This window comes from Actinoplanes sp. NPDC049265, from assembly GCF_043197135.1.
GTDB lineage: Bacteria > Actinomycetota > Actinomycetes > Mycobacteriales > Micromonosporaceae > Actinoplanes.
Genome location: NZ_JBICSP010000001.1, coordinates 1,100,469 through 1,122,055, shown reverse-complemented (window position 1 = coordinate 1,122,055; position 21,587 = coordinate 1,100,469). Strand labels below are relative to the sequence as shown.

19 protein-coding genes and 1 riboswitch are annotated in these 21,587 nt (G+C 71.7%); of the genes, 13 read left to right on the top strand and 6 right to left on the bottom strand.

The window, feature by feature from the left end:
- Positions 1 to 83: 83 nt before the first annotated feature.
- The 6 genes from ACGFIO_RS05375 to ACGFIO_RS05350 are packed head-to-tail and all read left to right on the top strand — an operon-like array spanning position 84 to position 7,414.
- A complete protein-coding gene (locus tag ACGFIO_RS05375; protein ID WP_392822599.1) occupies positions 84 to 1,106 on the top strand; it encodes a LacI family DNA-binding transcriptional regulator in 1,023 nt (340 codons plus the stop codon).
- Positions 1,103 to 2,365 (top strand): sugar ABC transporter substrate-binding protein, encoded by a 1,263-nt coding sequence (locus ACGFIO_RS05370; protein WP_392822300.1) that lies wholly within the window; start codon positions 1,103 to 1,105, stop codon positions 2,363 to 2,365. The genes ACGFIO_RS05375 and ACGFIO_RS05370 overlap by 4 nt, the downstream gene beginning before the upstream one ends.
- A gap of 1 nt (position 2,366) precedes the next feature.
- Positions 2,367 to 3,281, top strand: coding sequence for a carbohydrate ABC transporter permease (locus ACGFIO_RS05365; protein ID WP_392822298.1), 915 nt, complete (start codon positions 2,367 to 2,369; stop codon positions 3,279 to 3,281).
- A 2-nt stretch (positions 3,282 to 3,283) separates the two neighbouring features.
- Complete coding sequence (locus ACGFIO_RS05360; protein ID WP_392822296.1) at positions 3,284 to 4,114, top strand: carbohydrate ABC transporter permease; 831 nt, start codon at positions 3,284 to 3,286, stop codon at positions 4,112 to 4,114.
- Positions 4,115 to 4,127: 13 nt separating this feature from the next.
- Entirely contained in the window at positions 4,128 to 5,660 is a 1,533-nt protein-coding gene (locus ACGFIO_RS05355) for a glucoamylase family protein (protein ID WP_392822295.1), read from the top strand.
- Positions 5,657 to 7,414, top strand: a complete 1,758-nt coding sequence (locus ACGFIO_RS05350; RefSeq protein ID WP_392822293.1) for a xylan 1,4-beta-xylosidase — start codon at positions 5,657 to 5,659, stop codon at positions 7,412 to 7,414. Before ACGFIO_RS05355 ends, ACGFIO_RS05350 begins: the two co-directional genes overlap by 4 nt.
- Positions 7,415 to 7,417: 3 nt before the next feature.
- On the opposite strand, the gene mycP is transcribed toward ACGFIO_RS05350, so the two are convergent.
- The gene (gene mycP, locus ACGFIO_RS05345) at positions 7,418 to 8,614 is read right to left on the bottom strand and encodes a type VII secretion-associated serine protease mycosin (protein ID WP_392822291.1); all 1,197 of its coding nucleotides are present in this window, start codon (positions 8,612 to 8,614) and stop codon (positions 7,418 to 7,420) included.
- Positions 8,615 to 8,738: 124 nt separating this feature from the next.
- A riboswitch (cobalamin riboswitch) is annotated at positions 8,739 to 8,803 on the top strand.
- Positions 8,804 to 8,857: 54 nt separating this feature from the next.
- Between mycP and ACGFIO_RS05340 the strand changes: the two genes are divergently transcribed.
- From ACGFIO_RS05340 to ACGFIO_RS05320, 5 genes are all read left to right on the top strand, one after another.
- Positions 8,858 to 9,058: a CbtB domain-containing protein gene (locus ACGFIO_RS05340; protein WP_392822288.1), complete on the top strand. Its 201-nt coding sequence runs from the start codon at positions 8,858 to 8,860 to the stop codon at positions 9,056 to 9,058.
- On the top strand, positions 9,049 to 9,798 hold the full coding sequence (locus tag ACGFIO_RS05335) for a CbtA family protein (protein WP_392822286.1): 750 nt from the start codon (positions 9,049 to 9,051) through the stop codon (positions 9,796 to 9,798). Before ACGFIO_RS05340 ends, ACGFIO_RS05335 begins: the two co-directional genes overlap by 10 nt.
- A 39-nt stretch (positions 9,799 to 9,837) precedes the next feature.
- A complete protein-coding gene (locus ACGFIO_RS05330; protein ID WP_392822285.1) occupies positions 9,838 to 12,555 on the top strand; it encodes an ATP-binding protein in 2,718 nt (905 codons plus the stop codon).
- A gap of 26 nt (positions 12,556 to 12,581) precedes the next feature.
- Positions 12,582 to 13,016: a DUF4396 domain-containing protein gene (locus ACGFIO_RS05325; RefSeq protein WP_392822282.1), complete on the top strand. Its 435-nt coding sequence runs from the start codon at positions 12,582 to 12,584 to the stop codon at positions 13,014 to 13,016.
- A 393-nt stretch (positions 13,017 to 13,409) separates the two neighbouring features.
- Positions 13,410 to 14,606 carry a serine/threonine protein kinase gene (locus ACGFIO_RS05320; protein ID WP_392822280.1) on the top strand — a complete coding sequence of 399 codons (1,197 nt, stop codon included), beginning with the start codon at positions 13,410 to 13,412 and terminating at the stop codon, positions 14,604 to 14,606.
- A 216-nt stretch (positions 14,607 to 14,822) separates the two neighbouring features.
- On the opposite strand, the gene ACGFIO_RS05315 is transcribed toward ACGFIO_RS05320, so the two are convergent.
- Positions 14,823 to 15,383 (bottom strand): TetR/AcrR family transcriptional regulator, encoded by a 561-nt coding sequence (locus ACGFIO_RS05315; RefSeq protein WP_392822278.1) that lies wholly within the window; start codon positions 15,381 to 15,383, stop codon positions 14,823 to 14,825.
- 86 nt (positions 15,384 to 15,469) lie between these two features.
- Here ACGFIO_RS05315 and ACGFIO_RS05310 point away from each other — a divergent pair, with 86 nt between their 5' ends.
- Entirely contained in the window at positions 15,470 to 16,855 is a 1,386-nt protein-coding gene (locus ACGFIO_RS05310; RefSeq protein WP_392822276.1) for an MFS transporter, read from the top strand.
- 164 nt (positions 16,856 to 17,019) lie between these two features.
- Here the strand turns inward: ACGFIO_RS05310 and ACGFIO_RS05305 are convergent, their stop codons facing one another.
- Positions 17,020 to 17,694, bottom strand: coding sequence for an HAD family hydrolase (locus ACGFIO_RS05305; RefSeq protein WP_392822273.1), 675 nt, complete (start codon positions 17,692 to 17,694; stop codon positions 17,020 to 17,022).
- 402 nt (positions 17,695 to 18,096) lie between these two features.
- Between ACGFIO_RS05305 and ACGFIO_RS05300 the strand changes: the two genes are divergently transcribed.
- Positions 18,097 to 18,435: an RNA polymerase-binding protein RbpA gene (locus tag ACGFIO_RS05300; protein ID WP_392822270.1), complete on the top strand. Its 339-nt coding sequence runs from the start codon at positions 18,097 to 18,099 to the stop codon at positions 18,433 to 18,435.
- Positions 18,436 to 18,610: 175 nt separating this feature from the next.
- Here ACGFIO_RS05300 and ACGFIO_RS05295 read toward each other — a convergent pair whose 3' ends face one another.
- Genes ACGFIO_RS05295 through lnt form a run of 3 tightly spaced genes read right to left on the bottom strand, consistent with a single transcriptional unit; the run spans position 18,611 to position 21,556 of the window.
- Complete coding sequence (locus ACGFIO_RS05295) at positions 18,611 to 19,114, bottom strand: FxsA family protein (protein WP_392822268.1); 504 nt, start codon at positions 19,112 to 19,114, stop codon at positions 18,611 to 18,613.
- A 28-nt stretch (positions 19,115 to 19,142) separates the two neighbouring features.
- Positions 19,143 to 19,931 carry a polyprenol monophosphomannose synthase gene (locus tag ACGFIO_RS05290; RefSeq protein WP_392822265.1) on the bottom strand — a complete coding sequence of 263 codons (789 nt, stop codon included), beginning with the start codon at positions 19,929 to 19,931 and terminating at the stop codon, positions 19,143 to 19,145.
- Positions 19,928 to 21,556: an apolipoprotein N-acyltransferase gene (lnt, locus tag ACGFIO_RS05285; protein ID WP_392822596.1), complete on the bottom strand. Its 1,629-nt coding sequence runs from the start codon at positions 21,554 to 21,556 to the stop codon at positions 19,928 to 19,930. Before lnt ends, ACGFIO_RS05290 begins: the two co-directional genes overlap by 4 nt.
- Positions 21,557 to 21,587: the final 31 nt, after the last annotated feature.

Below are 21,587 nucleotides of genomic sequence, written 5' to 3'. Positions count from 1 at the left end.
TCTGCCGGAAACCGCAGAACACGCGAGGCGGGCCGTCGCAGGTTTCGGGCTCGTGTCGCCGGGGTTACGTTCGCGGCGTGGCGATGAAAGCGCTTACAGGTACGAAGGCGGCGACCATCTACGAGGTGGCGCAGCGCGCCGGCGTGTCGATCGCGACCGTGTCGCGGGCGTTGCGCGGCTCCGAGCTGGTCACCGAGCAGACCCGGGCCCGGGTGCGGGCCGCCGCGGCCGAGCTGCGGTTCACCCCCAACCGGTCGGGCCGCTCCCTGGCCGAGGGCCGGCACGCGGCCAACGGGATCGTGTTCCCGGACCTGGTCGGCCCGTACTACGCCGAGGTGGTCCTGGGCTACGAGGAGACCGCCGCCGGGTTCGGCAGCAGCGTGCTGATCCTGACCACCAACGGCCGCGCCGACGCCACCGCGGCCGTGCGGGAGCTGGCCGGCCGGGTCGACGGCCTGGCCATCATCAGCCAGTCGGCCGGCGACGACGTCGTCGAGCAGATCGCCGCCACCGGACTGCCGCTGGTGCTGGTGGCCCGCGAACCCGTCGCCGGGGTGGACACGATCCGCACCCGCAACGAGGGCACGGCCGCGTCGCTGACCGAGCATCTGCTGGCCCACGGGCATCGCCGTTTCGTGTTCCTCGGCGACCCGGAGGGCGCGCCGGACGTGGCCGGCCGCTACGCGGGGGTGTCGGCCGCGCTGGCCGCGCACGGGCTCGACGCGCCGGCGCCCGTAGCGTGCGCCCTCGATCTCGACAGTGGCCGCCGGGCCGCCGCCGCGGTGCTGCGCGACCGGCCGGACGCGATCGTCGCGGCCAACGACGAGGTCGCCCTGGGTGTGCACCTGGCCGCCGCCGACCACGGCGTACGCGTTCCCGCCGACGTGGCCCTGACCGGCTGGGACGACCTGATGGCGGCCCGGTTCGCCGGGCTGACCACCGTCGCGCAGCCGATGCGGCAGCTGGGCGCGACCGCCGCGCGCTGGCTGCACGAACGCATCGCCGGACGCCACCACGACGACCAGCCCGCGCCCCGGCGCCGGGTCCTTCCCACCCAGCTCGTCGTGCGGCGCAGCTGCGGCCCCCATCCTCCGGAGGAGCAATGAACTCACCCATAGGCAAGGCGGCGGTCGTGGCCGCCGCGGCGGCGCTCGTGCTGGCCGGCTGCGGCCGCGACTCCGGCGGCGGCCGGCAGCAGGCCCGGTCGGTGGCCGAGGGCAAGGCCACCGGCGAGATCACGGTGTGGGCGATGGGCACCGAGGGCGAAAAACTCAGCGCGTTCGCCGGCGAGTTCACCAAGCAGAACCCGGACGCGCACGTCAACGTGACCGCCGTGCCGTGGGACGCCGCGCACCAGAAGATCGCCTCGGCCATCGCGGCCCGGCAGACCCCGGACGCTTCGATGATCGGCACCACCTGGCAGGGCGAGTTCGCCACGACCGGCGCGCTCGACCCGGCGCCGGCCGAGCTGTTCAGCCGGGACACCTACTTCCCGGGCGCGTGGGACACCACGGTCGTCGACGGCACCTCGTACGGCGTGCCCTGGTACGTCGAGACCCGGGTGATCTACTACCGCACCGACCTGGCCCGCGCGGCCGGCATCACGGAACCGCCGGCCACCTGGGACGACCTCAAGGCGATGGCCAAGGCCCTGAAGGCGGGCGGCGCGAAATGGGGCATCAACCTCAAGCCCGGCGAGACCGGCTCGTGGCAGTACGTGATGCCGTTCGCCTGGTCCAACGGCGCCCGCATCGCCGACGACAGCAGATACACGTTCGACACTCCGGAACTGGCCGACGCGATGAAGTACTACCAGTCGTTCTACACCGAGGGCCTGGCCCCCAAGGAACTACCGGAAGGCGCCCTGGAACCGGCGTTCGTCTCCGGTGAGATCGGCGCGTTCATGTCCGGGCCGTGGCACGTGGGGCTGATCAAGGAGCAGGGCGGGGCCGGTTTCGACGACAAGTTCGCGGTGGCGCCGATGCCGAAACAGAAGTCGGCCACCTCGTTCATCGGCGGTTCCAACCTCGCCGTGTTCAAAGACGCCAAGAACCGCGACGGCGCCTGGAAGTTCCTGCAGTGGCTGGCCCGCCCCGAGGTGCAGAGCCGCTGGTACCAGCGGACCACCGACCTGCCCGCGGTGCGTTCGGCCTGGCAGGACCCGACGCTGGCCGACGACAAGTTCCTCAAGGTGTTCGGCCGGCAGCTCGCCGACGCCAAGGCCCCGCCGACCTTCCCGACCTGGGAGCAGGTCGCGGCCGCGTTCGACACCGAGATGGAGAAGGTCGCCAAGGCCGGCGAGGACCCCGCCCAGGCGGTCAAGGCGGTGCAGGGCAAGGCTGACTCCATCGGTACGGGCGGCTGACGTGACCGTCCCGCGGACCCGCCCCGCCCCGGCGCCGCCGCGTCAACGGCGCAACGCGTGGACCGGGTGGGGTTTCGCCGCCCCGTTCACCGTCCTGTTCCTCGTCTTCATGGCCCTGCCGGTGCTCGCCTCACTGGTGATGAGCCTGACCGACCTGCGCGCCACCGACCTGCGCCACCCCCTGGCCGTCAACTTCGTCGGCCTGGACAACTTCGCCCGCCTGTTCTCCGACGACCTGTTCGGCCGGGCGGCACTGAACACGCTGATCTTCGTGGTGTTCGGTGTGCCGCTGAACATCGTGGTCGCCCTGGCCGCCGCGACGGCGCTGAACTCGGGACTGATCCGGTTCCGGGCGGCCTTCCGGGTCGGCTTCTACCTGCCCGTGGTCACCTCGATCGTGGCGATCGCGGTGATCTGGCGTTTCCTGCTCGACCCCGACGCCGGCCTGGTCGACAACCTGCTGCGCGCGGCCGGTGTCGCCGGCCCGGACTGGCTGGGCAGCACCTCGACCGCCCTGCCGTCGCTGATCGTGATGGCGGTGTGGCGCAACTTCGGGTTCCTGATGGTGGTGTTCCTGGCCGGCCTGCAGGGCATCCCCGCAGATCTGTACGAGGCGGCCACCCTCGACGGCGCCGGCCGCCGGCAGCAGTTCCGCCACGTCACGCTGCCCCTTTTACGTCCGACGCTGCTGTTCGGCGCGGTGATCACCTCGATCGGGTTCCTGCAGCTGTTCGAGGAGCCGTTCGTGATGACCCAGGGCGGGCCGCTCAACGCGACGCTGTCGGTGTCCTACCACATCTACAACCAGTTCGGGTTCGGCAACTACGGCTACGCCGCCGCGGCCAGCTACGTGCTGTTCGTGGCCATCGTGGCGCTGTCGGTGCTGCAATTCCGGCTGCTCGGCGAGAGGGACTGACGATGCTGCGTCCGCAGGACCGCGTCGCCCGGGCCACGCTCTACGGGGTGCTGTCGGCCGGGCTGCTGGTGGTCGTCGGCCCGTTCCTGTGGATGGCCCTGGCCGCGCTGAAACCGGAGGCCGAGATCCGGCGGGTGCCGCCGACCTGGCTGCCCGACACATGGACCCTGGACAACTTCCGGCAGCTGTTCACCCGGCTCGACTTCCCGCTCTACTTCGCCAACTCGGCGCTGGTCGCGGTCGCGGTCACCGCCGGGAACCTGCTGTTCTGCTCCCTGCTCGGCTACGCCCTGGCCAAACTGCGCTTCCCCGGCCGGCGGGCGCTGTTCCTGATCGTGCTGGGCATGCTGATGGTGCCCGCGATGGTGCTGTTCGTGCCCCAGTTCGTGCTGGTGTCGAACCTGGGCCTGGCCGACTCGTACGCCGGGCTGATCCTGCCGTTGCTGGCCGGCCCGTTCGGCGTGTTCCTGATGCGGCAGTTCCTGTCCACCGTCCCCGACGACCTGATCGAGGCGGCCCGGGTCGACGGCGCCGGCGAGTGGCGCGTCTTCTTCCGGATCGTGCTGCCGCTGTGCCGCCCGGCCCTGGCCACCCTGGGCATCCTGACGTTCCTGTCGAGCTGGAACAACTTCCTGTGGCCGCTGGTCGTGGCCACCACCGAGGACAAGTACACGCTGCCGGTCGCGCTTGCGCTCTACAGCGTGGGGCAGAACCGCACCGACTTCGGGCTGCTGCTGGCCGGGGCGGTCGTGGTGGTGCTGCCCGTGCTCGTCGTGTTCCTGATCCTGCAACGGCACTTCATGCGCGGGATCGCCACCACCGGACTCAAGTGAGAGGTGCCGGACAATGAGACGTCTGCTCGTACCCGCGATGACCCTGATCTTGATCTTGGGGTCGTCGACCGCCGCCACCGCCAAACCCGACCCACTGCGAACCTGGGCCAAGGACACCTGGCACTCGCTGGCCGCGATGACCGACCCACGGACCGGCCTGGTCTCCGACAACATCACCGGCGACCTGTCGGCACCCTCGCCCTACACCTCACCCACCAACATCGGCGGCTACCTGTGGTCCGCGGTCGCCGCCGACCGGCTGGGCGTCATCTCCGCACGCGAAGCCCGCCACCGCGTGTCACAAACCCTCGACACCCTGGCCACCCTGCGCCACCACACACCGTCGGGAATGTTCTACAACTGGTACGACCCGGCCACCGGCGCCGTCATCACGACCTGGCCGATCGAGGACCACCACCCGGTGACACCGTTCCTGTCCAGCGTCGACAACGGCTGGCTGGCGGCGGCCCTGCGCGTGGTCCGCGGCGCCTACCCCAGCCTGCGGGGCAAGGCCGACCGGGTGCTGTCGCGAATGAACTTCGGCTACTACTACAACCCGGCCGCCACCACCCCGATCGGCCCGCGCGGCCTGATCCGCGGCGGCTTCTGGGACACCGAACCGCCACCCGAGACCACCAGCTGCTCGGTGCCGCAGAACGGCGTCTGGTTCACCTGCAACCACTACGACATCACCGTCACCGAACCACGCATCGCCACCTACCTGGGCATCGGCGCCGGGCAGATCCCGGCCCAGGCCTACTACGACACCATGCGCACCCTGCCCGACAACTGCGACTACTCGTGGCAGGAAATGCAACCGCACGGCTTCACCACCACCCACCGCGGCGTCAGCGTGTACGAAGGCTCCTACCGCTACCGCGGCATCACCTTCGTGCCGTCCTGGGGCGGCGACATGTTCGAGGCCCTGATGCCCGACCTGTTCGTGCCCGAGGCCCAATGGGGACCCCGGTCCTGGGGCCGCAACCATCCCGCCACCGTCGCCGGGCAGATCGAACACGGCCTCAACGACGCCCGGTACGGCTACTGGGGCTTCTCCCCCGCCTCCGACCCGGCCGGCGGCTACGACGTCTACGGCGTCGACGCCATGGGCATGGACACCGGCGGATACCCCTCCGACGTGCAAAAAACCAACTACGACGCCGGGTTCGGCACCTGCCGCCCCGCCGGCCCCACCCCGTCCTACGGCGACGCGGTGGTCACGCCGCACGCCGCGTTCCTCGGCCTGCCGTACGCCCCACACCCCGCCGTGGCCAACCTGACCAGACTCGCGGCGCACTTCGACGCCTACGGGCCGGGCGGCTTCTACGACGCCGTCAACGTCGGCACCGGCCAGGTCGCCCACCGCTACCTCTCCCTCGACCAATCCATGATCATGGGCGCGGTCGGCAACCACCTCGGCGGCGACGTCCTCAAACACGCCTTCGTCGACCGCACCTTCGAACAACGAATCCGGCCCCTGCTGGCCGCCGAGACATTCAACGTGCCCGCCGGGCAACGACTCCCCCAGCTCGGTGGCGGCCGATGACGACACCGTCACCGGCACAGGCGGCCTGGGCCGCGCTCATGGGCGCCGGCGGCGCACAGGACCGCACCCCCGGCGAAACCCGGACCGCCGACCTGCCCGCACCCACCTCCGTGCGGGCGGTCACCGGCCGCGACCAGGTCACCGTCACCTGGGATCCCGTGCCCGGCGCCATCGGCTACGCCGTCTACCGCGCGGACACCGCCGACGGCCCGTTCACGGTGGCCGACTTCGGCGGCGGCGACGTCCTCGCCGTACCGCACGGCCCCTTCGCCGACACCACCGACACCCGCGGCGGCTGCTACGCCGTCGCCGCCCTGGCCACCGTCACCGCCCTGGGCCCACTGTCGGCCCCGGCCCCGGTCACCGACGGCGACACCTCGGCCCAGGTCCAGATCACCATCGGCGCCACCGGCACACCCATCCACCGCCTCTGGCGCGCCATGATCGGCTCCGAACACCTCACCCACCTGCTGTCCACCGACCACACCGGCGGCCGCCCGATCGGCACCGGACTACACGACGCCCTCGCCCGCGCCCACCACGAACTCCACATCGCCGAAGTCCGCGCCCACGGCATCCTGTCCGCCCCCTTCGACCAGGTCGACACCGTCTACGACCAAATCCTCGCCCTCGGCTACCGGCCCGTCGTCGAACTCGGCTTCATGCCCCCCGACCTGGCCCGCGACCCCACACAAACCGTCTTCGCGTACGAAGGGATCATCTCGCCCCCGGCCGACTGGGACCGCTGGGCCGGCCACCTCCGCGCGTTCGCCGCACACCTGGCCGACCGCTACGGCCACGACGAGATCAGCCACTGGAAATTCGAGGTCTGGAACGAAGCCAACCTGTCGGTGTTCTGGTCGGGCACCCCCGACGAATACTGGCGCCTCTACGACACCACCGCCGCCGCCCTCGCCCCACTGGCCGTCGGCGGCCCGGCCACCGCCGCCGCCGGCTGGATCACCGAACAGACCACCCGCGACAACGTCGCCTTCCTGTCCACCCACGTCTACGGCACCGCCCCGCTCGACCTGCGGCCCCTGGCCGGCGGCAAACCACTGCTCTGGACCGAATGGGGCGTCACCGCCACCCACGGACACCCGATCAACGACTCCGTCTTCGCGGCCACGTTCCTGCTGCGCGGCATGCGCTCGGCCGCCGGCCGCGTTGACGCCCTCGCCCCCTGGGTCATCTCCGACCACTTCGAGGAACTCGGCCGCCCCCAGCGCCTCATCCACGGCGGCTTCGGGCTGCTCACCGTCGGGAACCTGGCCAAACCCAAATACTGGGCGCTGCGCCTGCTCGACCGGCTCGGCGACACCGAACTCCCGGTCACGGCCACCGGCGACGGCGCCGGCAGCCTCATCCAGGCCTGGGCCGCCACCTCCGCCCCCGGCACCACCAGCGTGCTGATCTGGAACGGCACCCTCGACCAGAGCAAGGCCGGCGGCACGCCCGGCCTCGACCGGCTCGTCCGCCTACAAGTCCCCGGCCACGCCCCCGGCACAGACTGCCAAGCCCGGACCTGGCGGGTCGACCAACGGCACAACAACGTCGCCGCCCGCTGGGCCGCCCTGGGCGGCGGCGCCGACTGGCCCGACGACGACCAATGGCACACCCTGACCGCCGACGACCGCCTCGACGAAGCCGAACCCGCCCGCACCCTCACCGCCGGCCCCGACGGAACCCTCACCCTCGAACTCGACCTGCCCAACCCGGGCATCGCCCTGATCGAGATCCAGCCCAAGCCCTGAACCTCAGGCCGGATGCCAGTCGCGGCGCCGCCCCCGCCGGATCACCGCACCCACCAACGCCACCAACGCCACCAGACCGAGCCCGGCCAGCCCGAACACCAACGCCCGCTGCTGCGACCGCTCCCGCCGCGCACGCAACGCCACCGAAGCCGGATCCTCACCCGTGTCCGCCGCGGCCACCGGCGACGGAACACGCTCCGGACCCAACGTCTCGGTCACCGCCCGGTACGGATTCAGCAACCCGAACCCGTACTCGTCACTACGCCCACCACCCGGCGCCGGATCAGCCGTCGCGACCAGCCGCCGCTGCACCTGCTCCGGCGTCAGCTGCGGCTCCCGCTGCAGGATCAGCGCCGCCGTCGCCGCCACGAACGGCGTCGCGAAACTCGTACCCTCGAAACCGCCGTGCCCCGAACCCGGCGTCGCCGCCGTCACCCCGGTGCCCGCCGCCACAATGTCGACATACGCCCCGTGCTGCGAGAACGACGCCCGCACCCCGTTACCGTCGACCGCGCCCACCCCGATCACCCCGGAATACGCCGCCGGATACGGCGTCAGATTCGGATCACCCGGCCTACCGGAATTACCGGCCGCGGCCACCACCACCACACCGTCGGCCACCGCCCGCTCCACCGCCCGGCGCACCGCCGCGTTGTCCCGCGTCATCACCACCGACAAATTGATCACCCGCGCGTTGCCGCCACCACGGCTCGCCGCCCACGAGATCGCCTCCGCGAACTGCGCCGGCGAACCGTCCTTGCCGACCTCTCTGCCGTCGATCGTCTCCTTCTCGGTGATCCGCACCGGCACGATCGTCGCCCCCGGCGCCAGCCCATGAAACGGCACACCCACCTGCGGCGACGCCGCGATGATGCTGGCCACCGCCGTGCCGTGCCCGATACAGTCCTGCCGCCCGTCCGGATTGCCGTGCAACAGATCCCGGCCCACCGCCACCCGCCCCTCAAGCTGCGGATGCCTCGCGTCCACCCCGGAATCCACCACCGCCACCCGCACCCCGGCACCCGACGCCAGCGACGCCAGCCGGGGCAGGTCGTACAGCTGATCCTCATACGGAAGCTCACGATTGACCGCACCCGGCCGCGGCACCTGATCACACCGCGCCGCCCGCGCCTGAGCCGGAGCCGGGGTCAGCACCACCACCAGCGCCACCAGCGCGGCCCACCACCGCCCAGCCCGCATCCTGTGAACCCCCGTTCAACGATCCGGGTGGATGCTACCGGCTTCCACCACGGTGCGACGCCCGCCACCCTGGCGCCCGGCCGGGTCCATCGATAGGTTGTAGAGACCAACTGCGGCACGTGAGGGAAACCGGTGAAATTCCGGTGCGGTCGCGCCACTGTCAGCCGGGCCACCGGCGAGCCAGGACACTCACGGGTCAGCAGGCCGCTCAACGGGACGCGTCATCCCGCGAGGAGACTGCACATGTCACAGCCGACCCCCACGCCGATCACCGCTCCGCTGATCACCCCGCGGCTGCTCTGGATCGCCCTCGCCGTCGTCGCCGGCGCCCTCCTGCTCGCCTACCTCGTCGCCTTCGACCAGGGCGCCATCTCCCGCTCGGGCATGTACATGCACGAGCTCATGCACGACGGCCGGCACCTGCTGGGCGTCCCGTGCCACTGACCGCCACCACCAAGGCGACCGGCTTCGGCACCATCCTCCTACGCGGCCTGCTCGCCGGCCTCATCGCCGGCCTGCTCGCCGGCGTCTTCGCCTACACCATCGGCGAACCCAAGGTCGACGCCGCCATCGCCATCGAGGAAGCCGCCGCACCACCGGCCGCCCCCGGCACCCCCACCGAAGAACCCCTGGTCTCCCGCGACGGCCAGAAAGGCGGCCTCTTCCTGGCCACCGGCCTCTACGGCGTCGCCCTCGGCGGCCTCTTCGCCGTCGCCTACGCCCTGCTCCGCCGCCGCCTGCACACCCACCACGACACCCGCGCCGCCCTCGGCCTCGCCGCCGCCGGACTACTCGGCGTCGTCCTCGTACCCTGGATCAAATACCCGCCCAACCCACCCGCCGTCGGCGACCCCGCCACCATCGACCAGCGCACCGGCAGCTACCTCGCCATCCTCGTCATCGGCGTGACCGCCGTCGCCGCCGCCGTGCTCGCCTTCCGAGCCCCACGCCCCCACACCCCCGAATGGCTCCGGCTCCTCACCGGCCTCGGCGCGTTCCTGCTCATCGTCACCATCGGCTACGCCCTGCTCCCCAACATCGACGAGGTCCCCGCCACCTTCCCGCCCAGCCTGCTCTGGAACTTCCGGATCACCTCCCTGGGCGTGCAAGCCATCATGTGGACCACCCTCGGCCTCACCTTCGCCGCCCTCACCACCCGCACCCGGCCACCCGCAACCACATAACACCCTCAGGGCTGCGCCACAGCAGCCGAACAGGCATACGTGGCGCAGCAATGGGCACTCGCCGGCAACATCGTCATCGCCAGCTCCTACGCGGCCATCTGCATGGCCATCCTCGTCCCGGTCATCCGCGCCGGCCAGCTACGCACCAACCGCCTCGCCGTCGCCACCAGCCTCATCTTCTTCTCCTGCGCCGTCGGCCACGCCCTGCACGCCGCCATCTACTGGCAGGCCAGCTACCAGACCCAGCCGACCGCCATGCACGACATGGCCGGCTGGAGCCTGTGGCCCACCGCCGCCTGGGACACCTTCACCGCCGGCGTCGGCATCTACTACTGGACCCTGCGCCGCAACTACGCCGTCCTGCTCGGCGGCACCGGCAGCCTGTTCGTCGTACCCGCCGAAGAACAACGCCGCACCGACATCGAACTACGCGAACACGACGCCGACGCCCGCAGCCAAGCCGAAGCCGAACGCGACGCCCAAGCCGCCATGCTCAGCGCCATCATCGCCAACAGCCAATCCCTCATCTACGTCAAAGACCTCGACGGCCGCTACCTGCTCGCCAACACCACCTTCGAACAATCCTTCGGCCTGCAGCCCGGCGCCATCATCGGCCACACCGACGAACTCATCGACCCCGCCAACGCCGCCCTCTTCCGCGCCGCCGACGCCCGCGCCCACCACGGACCCATCCACCTCGACGAAACCGACAGCCGCGGCCGCCACTTCGAGACCAACAAATTCCCCCTCCACGACCACCACGGCGACCTGTACGCCATCTGCGGAGTCAGCCTCGACGTCACCGGCCTGCGCGAAGCCACCGACGCCGCCGAACAGGCCCGCGACGACGCCCTCGCCCAATCCCGCGTCAAAAGCGAATTCCTCGCCACCATGAGCCACGAGATCCGCACCCCCATGAACGGCGTCCTCGGCCTGGCCAGCCTCCTCACCGCCACCGACCTCGACCCCACCCAGCGCCGCTACGCCACCGGCATCCACACCGCCGGCAACGCCCTGCTCGGCGTCATCAACGACATCCTCGACTTCTCCAAAATCGAAGCCGGCAAAATCGTCCTCGACGACCACGACTTCGACCTGCGCGCCATCCTCGCCGACACCGCCGCCCTCATCACCCCCGCCGCCGACGACAAAGGCCTCACCCTGGTCACCCACCGCGGACCCCACCTACCCCCAGCCGTCCGCGGCGACGGCGGCCGCCTCCGCCAGATCCTCATCAACCTCGCCGGCAACGCCGTCAAATTCACCGGCCAAGGCAGCATCACCATCCGCGCCGACCGGCAACCCACCCACCCCGGCGCCGACGCCATCGTCGTCCGCATCGAAGTCACCGACACCGGCATCGGCATCCCCGCCCACGACGCCGAACGCCTCTTCGAACCCTTCACCCAGGCCGACGCCTCCACCACCCGCACCTACGGCGGCACCGGCCTCGGCCTGGCCATCAGCCGCCGCCTCACCGAAGCCATGGGCGGCACCATCGGCGTCGACAGCGAACCCGGCCAAGGCAGCACCTTCTGGGTCGAAATCCCCTTCGAACCCGCCACCGGTGACACCCGCGACACCCTCACCGGCAACACCGGCCTGCGCATCCTCCTCGGCGGCACCGGCACCGACCGCGAAGCCCTCCAAGACGACCTGCGCCGCTGGGGCATGACCGTCGCCACCGCGGCCACCGCCACCGACACCCTGCACGCCCTACGCGACGCCGCCGACCACGGCCGCCCCTACGACCTGCTGCTCCTCGACGCCGACCCCGGCGACGTCGACACCACCGGACTCGCCCGCATCGTCACCGACGACCCCCACATCCCCGCCGTACACATCATCGTCCTCAACGAACACCCACCCGCCGGCCACCACGGCCCCGCAACACCCACCTACCTGCCCAAACCCGTACACCGCTCCGCCCTCTACGACCTGCTCGCCCAAAGCATGGCCGCCGTCGTCCCCGTCCCGGTGATCTCCCCACCAACCCCGCCCACCCAGAAGGGCAAGGGCAAAATCCTGCTCGTCGAGGACAACGACATCAACCAGATGGTCGCCACCGGCATCCTCACCAGCCTCGGCTACGACACCGACATCGCCGGCGACGGCATCCAAGCCCACGACAAATCCGCCCACCACGACTACGACGCCATCCTCATGGACTGCCGCATGCCCCGCATGGACGGCTTCACCGCCACCGCCGAAATCCGCCACCGCGAGGAAGGCACCGCCCGGCACACCCCGATCATCGCCATGACCGCCAGCGCCCTGGACGCCGACCGCGAACGCTGCCTCGCCGCCGGCATGGACGACTACCTCGCCAAACCCGTCAACCCAGCCGAACTCGACGCCGCCCTCGCCCGCTGGGTCGGCAGCACCACCCGCCCCGGCCCGCCCCGCGCCAAGAGCGACACCATCGCCGACCGCCTCACCGAACTCGCCGGCGACCACACCGCAAGCGAACTCGCCCTGGTCGAACGACTCGTCACCTCCTTCCGCGACCGCGCCCCACGCCACCTCGCCACCCTCGAAGAAGCCTTCCGCACCGGCGACCGGCAAACCGTCGAGGACGAGGCACACAGCCTCAGGGGTGCCGCCGGCAACATCGGCGCCGCCGCCGTCAGCGAGGTCTGCGAACGCGTCGAGAACGAGGCCCGCGCCGGCCGCCTGCACGCCGGTGTCGGCGACGACCTGCGCACACTCCGCCTCGAGCTCGACCGTGCCGCCGATCACCTCACCCTTCCCGTCTGATACCCCCAGGGGGTACCTTCGTCGGCATGTGGAAAACCGCTGCCACCGCCACCCTGCACTGCCTCACCGGCTGCGCCATCGGCGAAATCCTCGGCATGGTCCTCGGCACCGCCCTCGGCCTGCACAACGCCGCCACCGTCATCCTCTCCATCGCCCTGGCCTTCGTCTTCGGCTACGCCCTGACCATGCGCGGCATCCTCGGCCACGGCCTCACCCTCAAAGCCGCCCTCGGCATAGCCCTGGCCGCCGACACCGTCTCCATCGCCGTCATGGAACTCGTCGACAACGCCTTCATCCTCGCCATCCCCGGCGCCATGGACGCCGGTCTCACCAGCACCCTCTTCTGGATCACCCTGATCGCGTCCCTGGCCGTCGCCTTCGTCCTCACCACCCCCGTCAACCGCTGGATGATCGCCCGAGGCAAAGGCCACGCCGTAGTCCACGAACACCACCACCACTGAACCCACGCCGCGCCGTCCACTCCGCCCCCAGCCCGCGCCACCGCTGACTCCACCTCGCCGGCGAGTTCACTGGCGAGGTGGAGATGACGGCGGAGAGCCGCGACCGGCTTCCTCGCGGAATCGCGACGTCCGCCGCACCACGCTCGGCACGATCCACCGCGCCGACGGACTGACCTCGTGCGGCCCACGCGCCCCTCCTCCACCGCGAGCGAACCCGGCTCCGGAGTTTCTCAAATCAAAAGGCGGCGGTCGTTGATTCCTTTTTGTTCGTGTTTTTGACCCGTGACGGAGGCGGTGGCCCGGCGCACATCGTGTAGAGCATCCTAGGACGTTAATGGTTGGTCGGCGCGGCTCCCATCACAGCGCCCGGCCCGGCAGTAGGGTCCCGGTGCGATGGAAGAGAACACCCGGCCCTGCGCCCATTGCGGGCGCCCGGTGCCACAGCGGGCCTCCGCCGGCCGTCCGTTCCGTTACTGCCGCGACAACGACGGCGAGTGCCAGCGCGCCTCCCGCAACGTCCGCATGCGACACCGCGCCTCCCCCGGCCTGGCCGGCGAGGTGGCCCGCACCTGGGAGGCCGTCGACCGCCTGGACCAGCTGGTCGGCACCCTGACCGAGGCGCTGCACGCCGAGATGTCCCCCGCCGGAGTCGAACGCCAGATCGCCGAGATCCGCGCTGAGACCTCCCGCCAGATCGCCGCCGCACACGCCGACCGCGACGAGACCCGCCGCGACCTCGAACAGGCCACCAGCGGCGCGACCCTCGCCCACCAACGCGCCGAGGCCGCCGAGACGGAACGCGACGAGGCCCGCCACCGCACCACATTGGCCGACGCGGCCCACGACGAAACCCGCCAGACCCTCGATGGGGTACGCGCGGAGCTAGCCGAAGCCATCCAACGCGCCACGTCCTTCCACCACGCCGCCGACCAGGCCCGCTCCGAGGCCGCCGAGGCCCGGCAAGCCTTGACCGCCGCACTGGCCACCGCCAAGTCCGAAGCCGCCGAGGCCCGCCGCGCCCTGACCGCCGCCGAGTCAGACGCCATCGACGCTCGCCGCGCCTTGACGACCGCCGAGTCAGACGCCGCGGAGGCCCGCCGCGCCCTCACCACCGCCCAGGCCGACATCGCCGCCGCCCGCGCCGAGGCTTCCGCCGCCCGATCCGACGCCGAGACCGCCCGTGCGGCCGCCGTCGCGGCCGAGGCGGACGCCGCCACCACCCGCCGCGCCGCCGTCGCCGACCTGGCCACCGCCCACCGCGCCACCGAAGCGGCCCGCTCCGAGGCCACCGAGGCCCGCGCCGCAACCGACCGCGCCACCACGGCCCTGGCCCAGGTCACCGCCGAACGCGACGACACGAAACGAGCCCTGGCCGACCTCACCGCCACCGCCGACCGCGACCGCCGCACCGCCGCCCAGGACATCGCCGACCTGGAACGCCGCCTGGCTACCACCCGAGCCGAGGCTGACGCCGCCGGCCAGCGCGCGGCCCAGCTCTCCACCCAGTTCAGCGACCTGGCCTCCGCCCTGGCGGCACTGAACGGTCAACCGCGCACCGCCCCGCCCCCGCGCGCCTCCGCCCACACCTGACCCTGCCGCCGGAACGCACCGCCCGCGGCCTCGGCCAGCCGAAACCGGCTCGCCACCCCACCCCCGGTGTTCGCCCTGCGCCTCCTCGGCCCGGTCGACCTGCTCATCGTGCCCTTCCCGATGTCCAATCACGGACCCCGCGCCCACTCACACCGGCCTCCGTCAACACCCGCGCTCAGCCCATGGGCCTCGCCGACCGCTTGGGCCACCCCGGCGTCAGTCGGCGTCGCGGGCCGGGGACAGAGTGCCGGCGACCATGATGTCCAGCAGCCGCTGGGCGCGCGCCGCCCCATCCGGACCGACGCCGGCCTGCGCGATCCCGTGGATCATCCACAACAGATCGCGCTGGTCGATGTCCGGTCGCGCCACCCCGGCCCGCCGGGCCCGGTCGACCAGGTCGCCGCCGACCTCGTGCAGGGCGCGGTGACTGTCCACGAAGACCTCGCCCTCCTTGCCCAGGGCGCTGACCAGGGCCTCGGCCAGCCCCCGCCGGGCGATCATGTGATCGAGCAGCAGGCGCATCCACTCGACGAGGGCTCGCCGGGCGTCGGTGTCGTCGCGGAGCGCGCCGCCGGCCGCGCACAGCCGTTCGACCGCGTCCCGGTAGACGGCCTCCTGCACCGCCTCCCGCGTGGGGAAATGCCGGTAGAGGGTGCCCGGCCCGACCCCGGCGCGCTTGGCTACCTCGTCGAGCGAGGCGCCCGCGCCCTGCTCACTGAAGACCGCCTGGGCCGCCTCGATCAGGCGTTCCCGGTTGCGTTGCGCGTCGGCCCGCACCACATCTCCTTTGACTTAGCGGAGACAGTCTCCGTATCGTTCGCGTCACCGGAGACTTCCTCCGGATAGCGTACCGGAGGGGCCGCGTGGTCTTGATCCTGATAGTCGCCGTGCAACTGATGTTCGGTATCGACTCGACCGTGATGACCGTCGCGCTACCGAGTGCGGGGCGTGACCTCGGCCTCGACGTGGCCGGCCAGTCCTGGGTGCAGTCCGGCTATGTCGTCGCGTTCGGCGGCCTGCTGCTGCTCGGCGCACGGTTGGGCGACAGGGTCGGCCGGCGGCGGATGGTGCTGATCGGCGTCGCCCTGTTCACGGTGACCTCGCTGGGCGGAGGGCTGGCCGCCGACGGCTGGACGCTCATCGCGTTGCGGGCCGCCCAGGGCGCGGGCGCGGCGCTGGCCGGCCCCAACACCATGGCGTTGCTGATGCTCGCCTTCCCGGCCGGTCCGGCCCGCAACCGTGCTCTCGCCGTCTTCTCGGCCGTCCTCGGGGCCGGCGGCACCCTCGGTCTGGTCCTGGGCGGCCTGCTCACCTCCGGCGCCGGCTGGCGCGTCGTCCTGCTGATCAACGTGCCGATCGGCGTCGCGCTGCTCCTGCTGGCCCGGCGCCGCCTGCCGGAGACTCCCCGCGCCACCGGCGCCCTCGACCTGCCCGGGATCGCGACGTCCGGCATCGGCGTGGCCGCCCTGGTGCTCGGCCTGACCAACGCCGCCGAACACGGCTGGGCGACCGCCCCCGCGATCGCACCGCTGGCCGCGGCGATCGTGCTGCTGGCCGCCTTCGTCATGCTGGAGCGGACAGCGGCCGATCCGGTGCTGCCGTTGACGCTGCTGCGCGACCAGGGCCGCGGCACCGGCTATCTGGCCGCCGCCTTGGCGTCGGCCGCCATGTTCGGCACGTTCTTCCTCCTCACCCAGTTCCTGCAAGGCGTGCTGCACCTCAGCCCGGTGCGGGCCGGACTGGCTCTCGTCCCGCTCATGGGTTCGATGCTGCTGACCGTCCGCCTCGTGCCGCGGCTGCTCGCCCGCGTGCGCCCCAGTGGCGCGGTTCTGTCCGGAGCCATCCTGTTTCTGGCCGGCGCGGTCTGGCTGACCGCCCTCGACTCCGGCACCAGCTACGCCGGCGGCATCCTCGGTCCGCTGATGCTGCTGGGCGTGGGCGGCGGCCTGACCTTCGTGCCGCTGTCGAGCTCGATCCTCACCGCCGTACCGCGCGATTTGGCCGGTTCCGCCTCCGGCGCCCTGCAGGCTCTGCAGTACAGCGGCACCGCCTTCGGCGTCGCGGTGCTGGTCGCCCTGTTCGGCGCGGCCCGGCGAGCCGGCCACGACGTCGGCGCCGCGATCGGCGCCGCGATGGCCGGCGCCCTGTTCCTGGAGGCGCCGGTCCTTCTGCTGGCCGTGTTCCGCCTCCGCCGGGAGCGGCCGGCGACGCCTCGCGAGCCTTCCCCGGCGACCGGCGAACGCCGCTGACCATGGCCGAGGACCGCGCCGATCGACGACACCAGCACCGACGCCCCCACCGCTCCCGCGCCGAGGGATCGGGCCAGACGGCAAGGAGGTGCCGTTCGGCGGGAGGGCGGCCAGAGCCGGCTCAGCCCCGAGCCCGGACCGGCCGAAAGGCGGGCACCGTCGCCTCAAGCCTGAGCCGGGGCCGGTGGAAGGTCCGCCAGAACCTCGTCGAGCGACCGATCCGCGGCGCTGGACAGCAGCAGGTCGGCGGCCGTGAAGCGGGCCGGGTCGGCGTACGCGTTCGGCACGGCGACGCACCGCAGGCCGGCCGCCTGAGCCGCCGCCACGCCGTGCGGGCTGTCCTCGAATCCGACCGCCTCCCGGCCCGGCAGCCCGAGCCGGCGCAACGCCAGCAGGTAGACGGCCGGATCGGGTTTGGCGGCGGCCACCTCGTCGCCGGTGGCCAGCACCTCGAACCGCGACCGCAGCCCGGCCCGCTCCAGCATCGAGATCACGTGGCCGGCGGCGGAACTGCTGGCCACGGCGAGCCGCAGTCCTCGGCCGGCGGCGCGGTCGAGCCAGTCGACGATGCCGGGCGCGGGGCGGAGCCGGTCGTTGAGCCCGGCGCGGTGGGCCATTCGCAGCGTGTGGCTGGACTCCCGGTCGTAGGTGGGGCCGACGGCGGCGGCCAGGGCGGCGTACCGTGGCTCATTGGCGTCGCCGCCGTGATCGGCGAAGAAGCCGGCCGGGTCGAGGGTCAGTCCGTGCCGCCGCCACTCCCAGACCCAGCTCTGCAGCAGGGTGGTCTCGGTGTCCATGAGCAGGCCGTCGAAGTCGAGGATCAGCGCTTTGATCGTCACAGCGATCAGTATCGCGAGACCGGCCGGCGAGTCGGATCGACGGCAATTGATCTTCGTATCCGGATCGCAACGCGTGTCCGTCGTGGCCCATCCGGCCGGCCGTGACCTTGATCGGGAAGTCCGAGGTCACGGTCACCGCGAGGGTGACTCACGGGCGGACGGCCGGTCGCCGAGTGACCAATATCGCAAGATGTGGAGAGCGCCCATTATGGCGTAAAGTGGACCAAGGTCCACGTCCGGGTCGTCGCTGAGTGACAGGTAAGGGGTGCGGGCCGCTACGCTCGTAAGCGTTAACACCTCCGACACACGACGACTCTTGACGGGCGCGTCGGGCGGAATCGCGCGACCGTCCCTTTCGTTACACCAACGGAAGCAGCACCACGAGCGAGGGGAATGCCGATCATGGGCGAACGCATGCTGCGCGGCAGCCGTCTTGGCGCAGTCAGCTACGAGTCCGACCGTAATACGGAACTGGCTCCCCGGCAGACCCGCGAATACCTGTGCGTGAAGGGCCACCAGTTCGAGGTGCCGTTCGCCGTCGACGCCGAGGTCCCGACGACCTGGGAGTGCAAGTTCGACGGGAGCATCGCACGCCTGGTGGACGGCAGCGAGCCGGAGCAGAAAAAGGCGAAGCCGCCGCGTACCCACTGGGACATGCTGCTGGAGCGGCGGTCCATCTCCGAGCTGGAGGACATCCTCAACGAGCGGCTCGAAGAGGTACGCACCCGGCGCGGCCGGTAACCGCGGGCACGGCAAGCAAAAGCCCCCGTCAAGGACGACGGGGGCTTTTCCGTGCGCGAGGCCAGAGGGCGGGTCCGGCGCGAAGGAGCGGGCGCGCGAAGCGCGAGGCCAGCGCGAAGGCCCGAACGGGAGAGCGCGGAGGACCCGGCACGAGGGCGGCGGGAAAGACGGGCGCCTAGCGGATGACTTCGCCCTCGATCACCCCGGCCGGCGAGGACGGCGGCGGCGTGGACGGGGAGTCGGTCGGGTCGCCCTGCCGGACGCGGACGTGGCGCGGGCCGAAGAAGTCACCGGCGACCGCTGTCGACACGTATCGTTCGGTCAGCCGGCGCACCCCGTGCCGGGCCAGCGCCCGGAACGGCGGCAGCACCAGCAGCAGACCGGCGATCGAGCTGATGAACCCGGGCACCGCCAGCAGCAGCGCCCCCAGCAGCCCGACCAGCGAGTTGGTGACCTGCTCGCCCGGCGGGCGACCCTCCTCGGCGGCCGAACGGAACGCCCGCCACCCGCGGATGCCCTCGCGACGCAGCAGCAACAGACCGGCGATGCTGGTCGCGGCCAGCGTCACCATCGCCCAGAACGCGCCGACCCAGTGGACGACGCCCACGAACACGGCGATCTCGGCGATCGCGAGCAGGAACAGGCCGAGCGGGAGAAAGGTGAGCACCGGGCGTCTCATGCTCCAAGCATGACACGCCCGCGCGCGGTCACGGCCAGCTCGCACCCTGCTTGGGGCGCCGGCCCAGACGTTCCATCAGCCCGTCCCGGCGCGCCTGCAGGCCCCACGTGGTGACCCTGAGCAGCTGTTCCCGGAAAACATTGGAGCTCATCTTGCTGTCGCCGCGTTCGCGTTCAGTGAACGTGATCGGCACCTCGACGAGCTTGAAACCGTGCCGGTACGCCCGCCAGGCCAGCTCGACCTGGAACGAGTAGCCCTGCGAGGCGACCGACGGCACGTCGATGGCGTCGAGGACCTTCATCTTGTACGCCCGGTAGCCGCCGGTCGCGTCCCGGAACGGCATGCCCAGCGCCATCCGGATGTAGATGTTGCCGCCACGCGACAGCAGCAGCCGGTGCATCGGCCAGTTGTGCACCGAGCCGCCGGGGATGTAGCGGGTGCCGAGCACGGCGTCGTTCTCGAGCAGCGCGTCGAGCAGCTTGTGCAGTTCCTCGGGGGCGTGCGACCCGTCGGCGTCCATCTCGACGACGACGTCGTAGGCCTTGTCCTTGGCCCAGGCGAACCCGGCCACGTAGGCCGCGCCGAGCCCTTCCTTGCCCGCCCGGTGCAGCACGAACACGTGGTCGTCGGCCGCGGCGAGCTCATCGGCCAGGCGGCCGGTGCCGTCGGGCGAGTTGTCGTCGGCGACGAGGATGTCCACCGAGGGGACCGCCTTGCGCACCCGGTCGACGATCAACCGGATGTTCTCCGCCTCGTTGTAGGTCGGGATGATCACGAGGACCCGTCCGATCCCCGGATATCCTGCCGCCTCGGTCACCGTTCCTCCGCGTTCGTCGACTCCGGGCTGGTCGCCGAGGCGACCGCCACCCGCCGTCGTCGGCGGCGCAACGGCAACGCCCCGGCCAGGGCAATGACGGCCAGTGCGCAGACCGCCATCTCGGGCCAGTGACCCGAGCGCGTGGCTAGCGTAGTCGTTGCGCTCAGGCGCATGTCACGCAGCACCACCGCGGGCACGTTGAACCCGGTGTCGGCCCGCACGTGGCCCTCGGTGTCGACGAACGCGGACACCCCGACGGTGGACACCATCAGGGCGGGCCGGCCGTGCTCGACCGCGCGCAGCTGCACCATGGCCAGTTGCTGACGGGCCTCGGCCTCGTTGAAGGTGGCGTTGTTGGTCTGCACGGCCAGGATCTGCCCGCCGCCGGTGACCACGTCGCGCACGATCCCGTCGTACGCCACCTCGAAACAGATCACGTCGCCGACGGTGACCGAACCGCTGTCGATAACCCCCGCGTGATCCCCCGCGACCATGTCGCGGACCAGGTCGACCTTGTCGCCGGCGACGAACCGGGCGATCGGGCGCAACGGCATGTACTCGGCGAACGGGACCGGGTGCCGTTTGATGTAGGTCTGCGCGTTGTCCGGCCCGGTGACCGGGTCCCACAGGATGCCGGCGTTCTTCACCTCGTTCGGCTTGTCGCCGCGCAGCACCGCACCGACCAGGATGGGGACCCCGATGGCCCGGGCGGCGCCGGCGATCTGCTGGGCCGCGTCCTGGTTGCGCAGCGGGTCGATGTCGCTGGAGTTCTCGGGCCAGACGACCAGCTCGGGGCGGCGCTGCTTGCCCTCGGCCACCTCGTTGGCCAGCTCGAGGGTGGCGCGGACGTGGTTGTCGAGCACGGCGCGGCGCTGGGCGTTGAAGTCGAGGCCGAGGCGGGGCACGTTGCCCTGCACGACGGCCACCAGCTTGGTCGCGCCGCCGGGTTCGGCCACCGGCAGCAGCGCCGGGCCGCCGACCACGACAACCCCGGCGATGAGGTACGCGAGGACGGGTGTCACGGCCGGCCGGCGGCGCCACAGCAGGGCCACCAGCACCCCGCCGGCCGCGGCGACGGCGAAGGTGACAAGTGGGGCGCCACCGTAGGCGGCCAGCCGCAGCGCGGGCGCGTCGCCCTGGCTGAACGCCAGCCGCCCCCACGGGAAGCCGCCGAACGGCGCCCGGTCGCGCAACGCCTCCATCGCCGTCCACAGGATCGCGGTCAGCACCGGCCACAGGCCCCGCCACCGGTCGGTCAGCGGGCTGGTCCAGGCCGACGCCAGGCCCAGCAGCCCGACGAAGCCGGCCTGTGAGGTGCACAGGATGACCCAGGGCAGCCAGCCGCCGGCGAACGTGGTCCACCACAGCAGCGGCAGGAACAACACCGCCCCGGCGAGCAGGCCGACGCCGAAACCGCCGCGCAGCCGCCGCCGGTGGGTGGCCGCCGCGAGCAGGGCGACCCCGGCGGGGGCGAGTGGCCACAGGCCGTAGGGCGGCAGGGCGAGCAGGATCGAGGCCCCGGCCAGCACCGCGAGCACCACCGACATCCACAGCCGCAGCGGCACCGCGGGCGGCTCGGCCACCGGCGGAACCGGGGCCTGGGGAACGGGTGGTTGCAGCGTCAACTCCACGCCGGAAGGCTACAGGCACGAATCG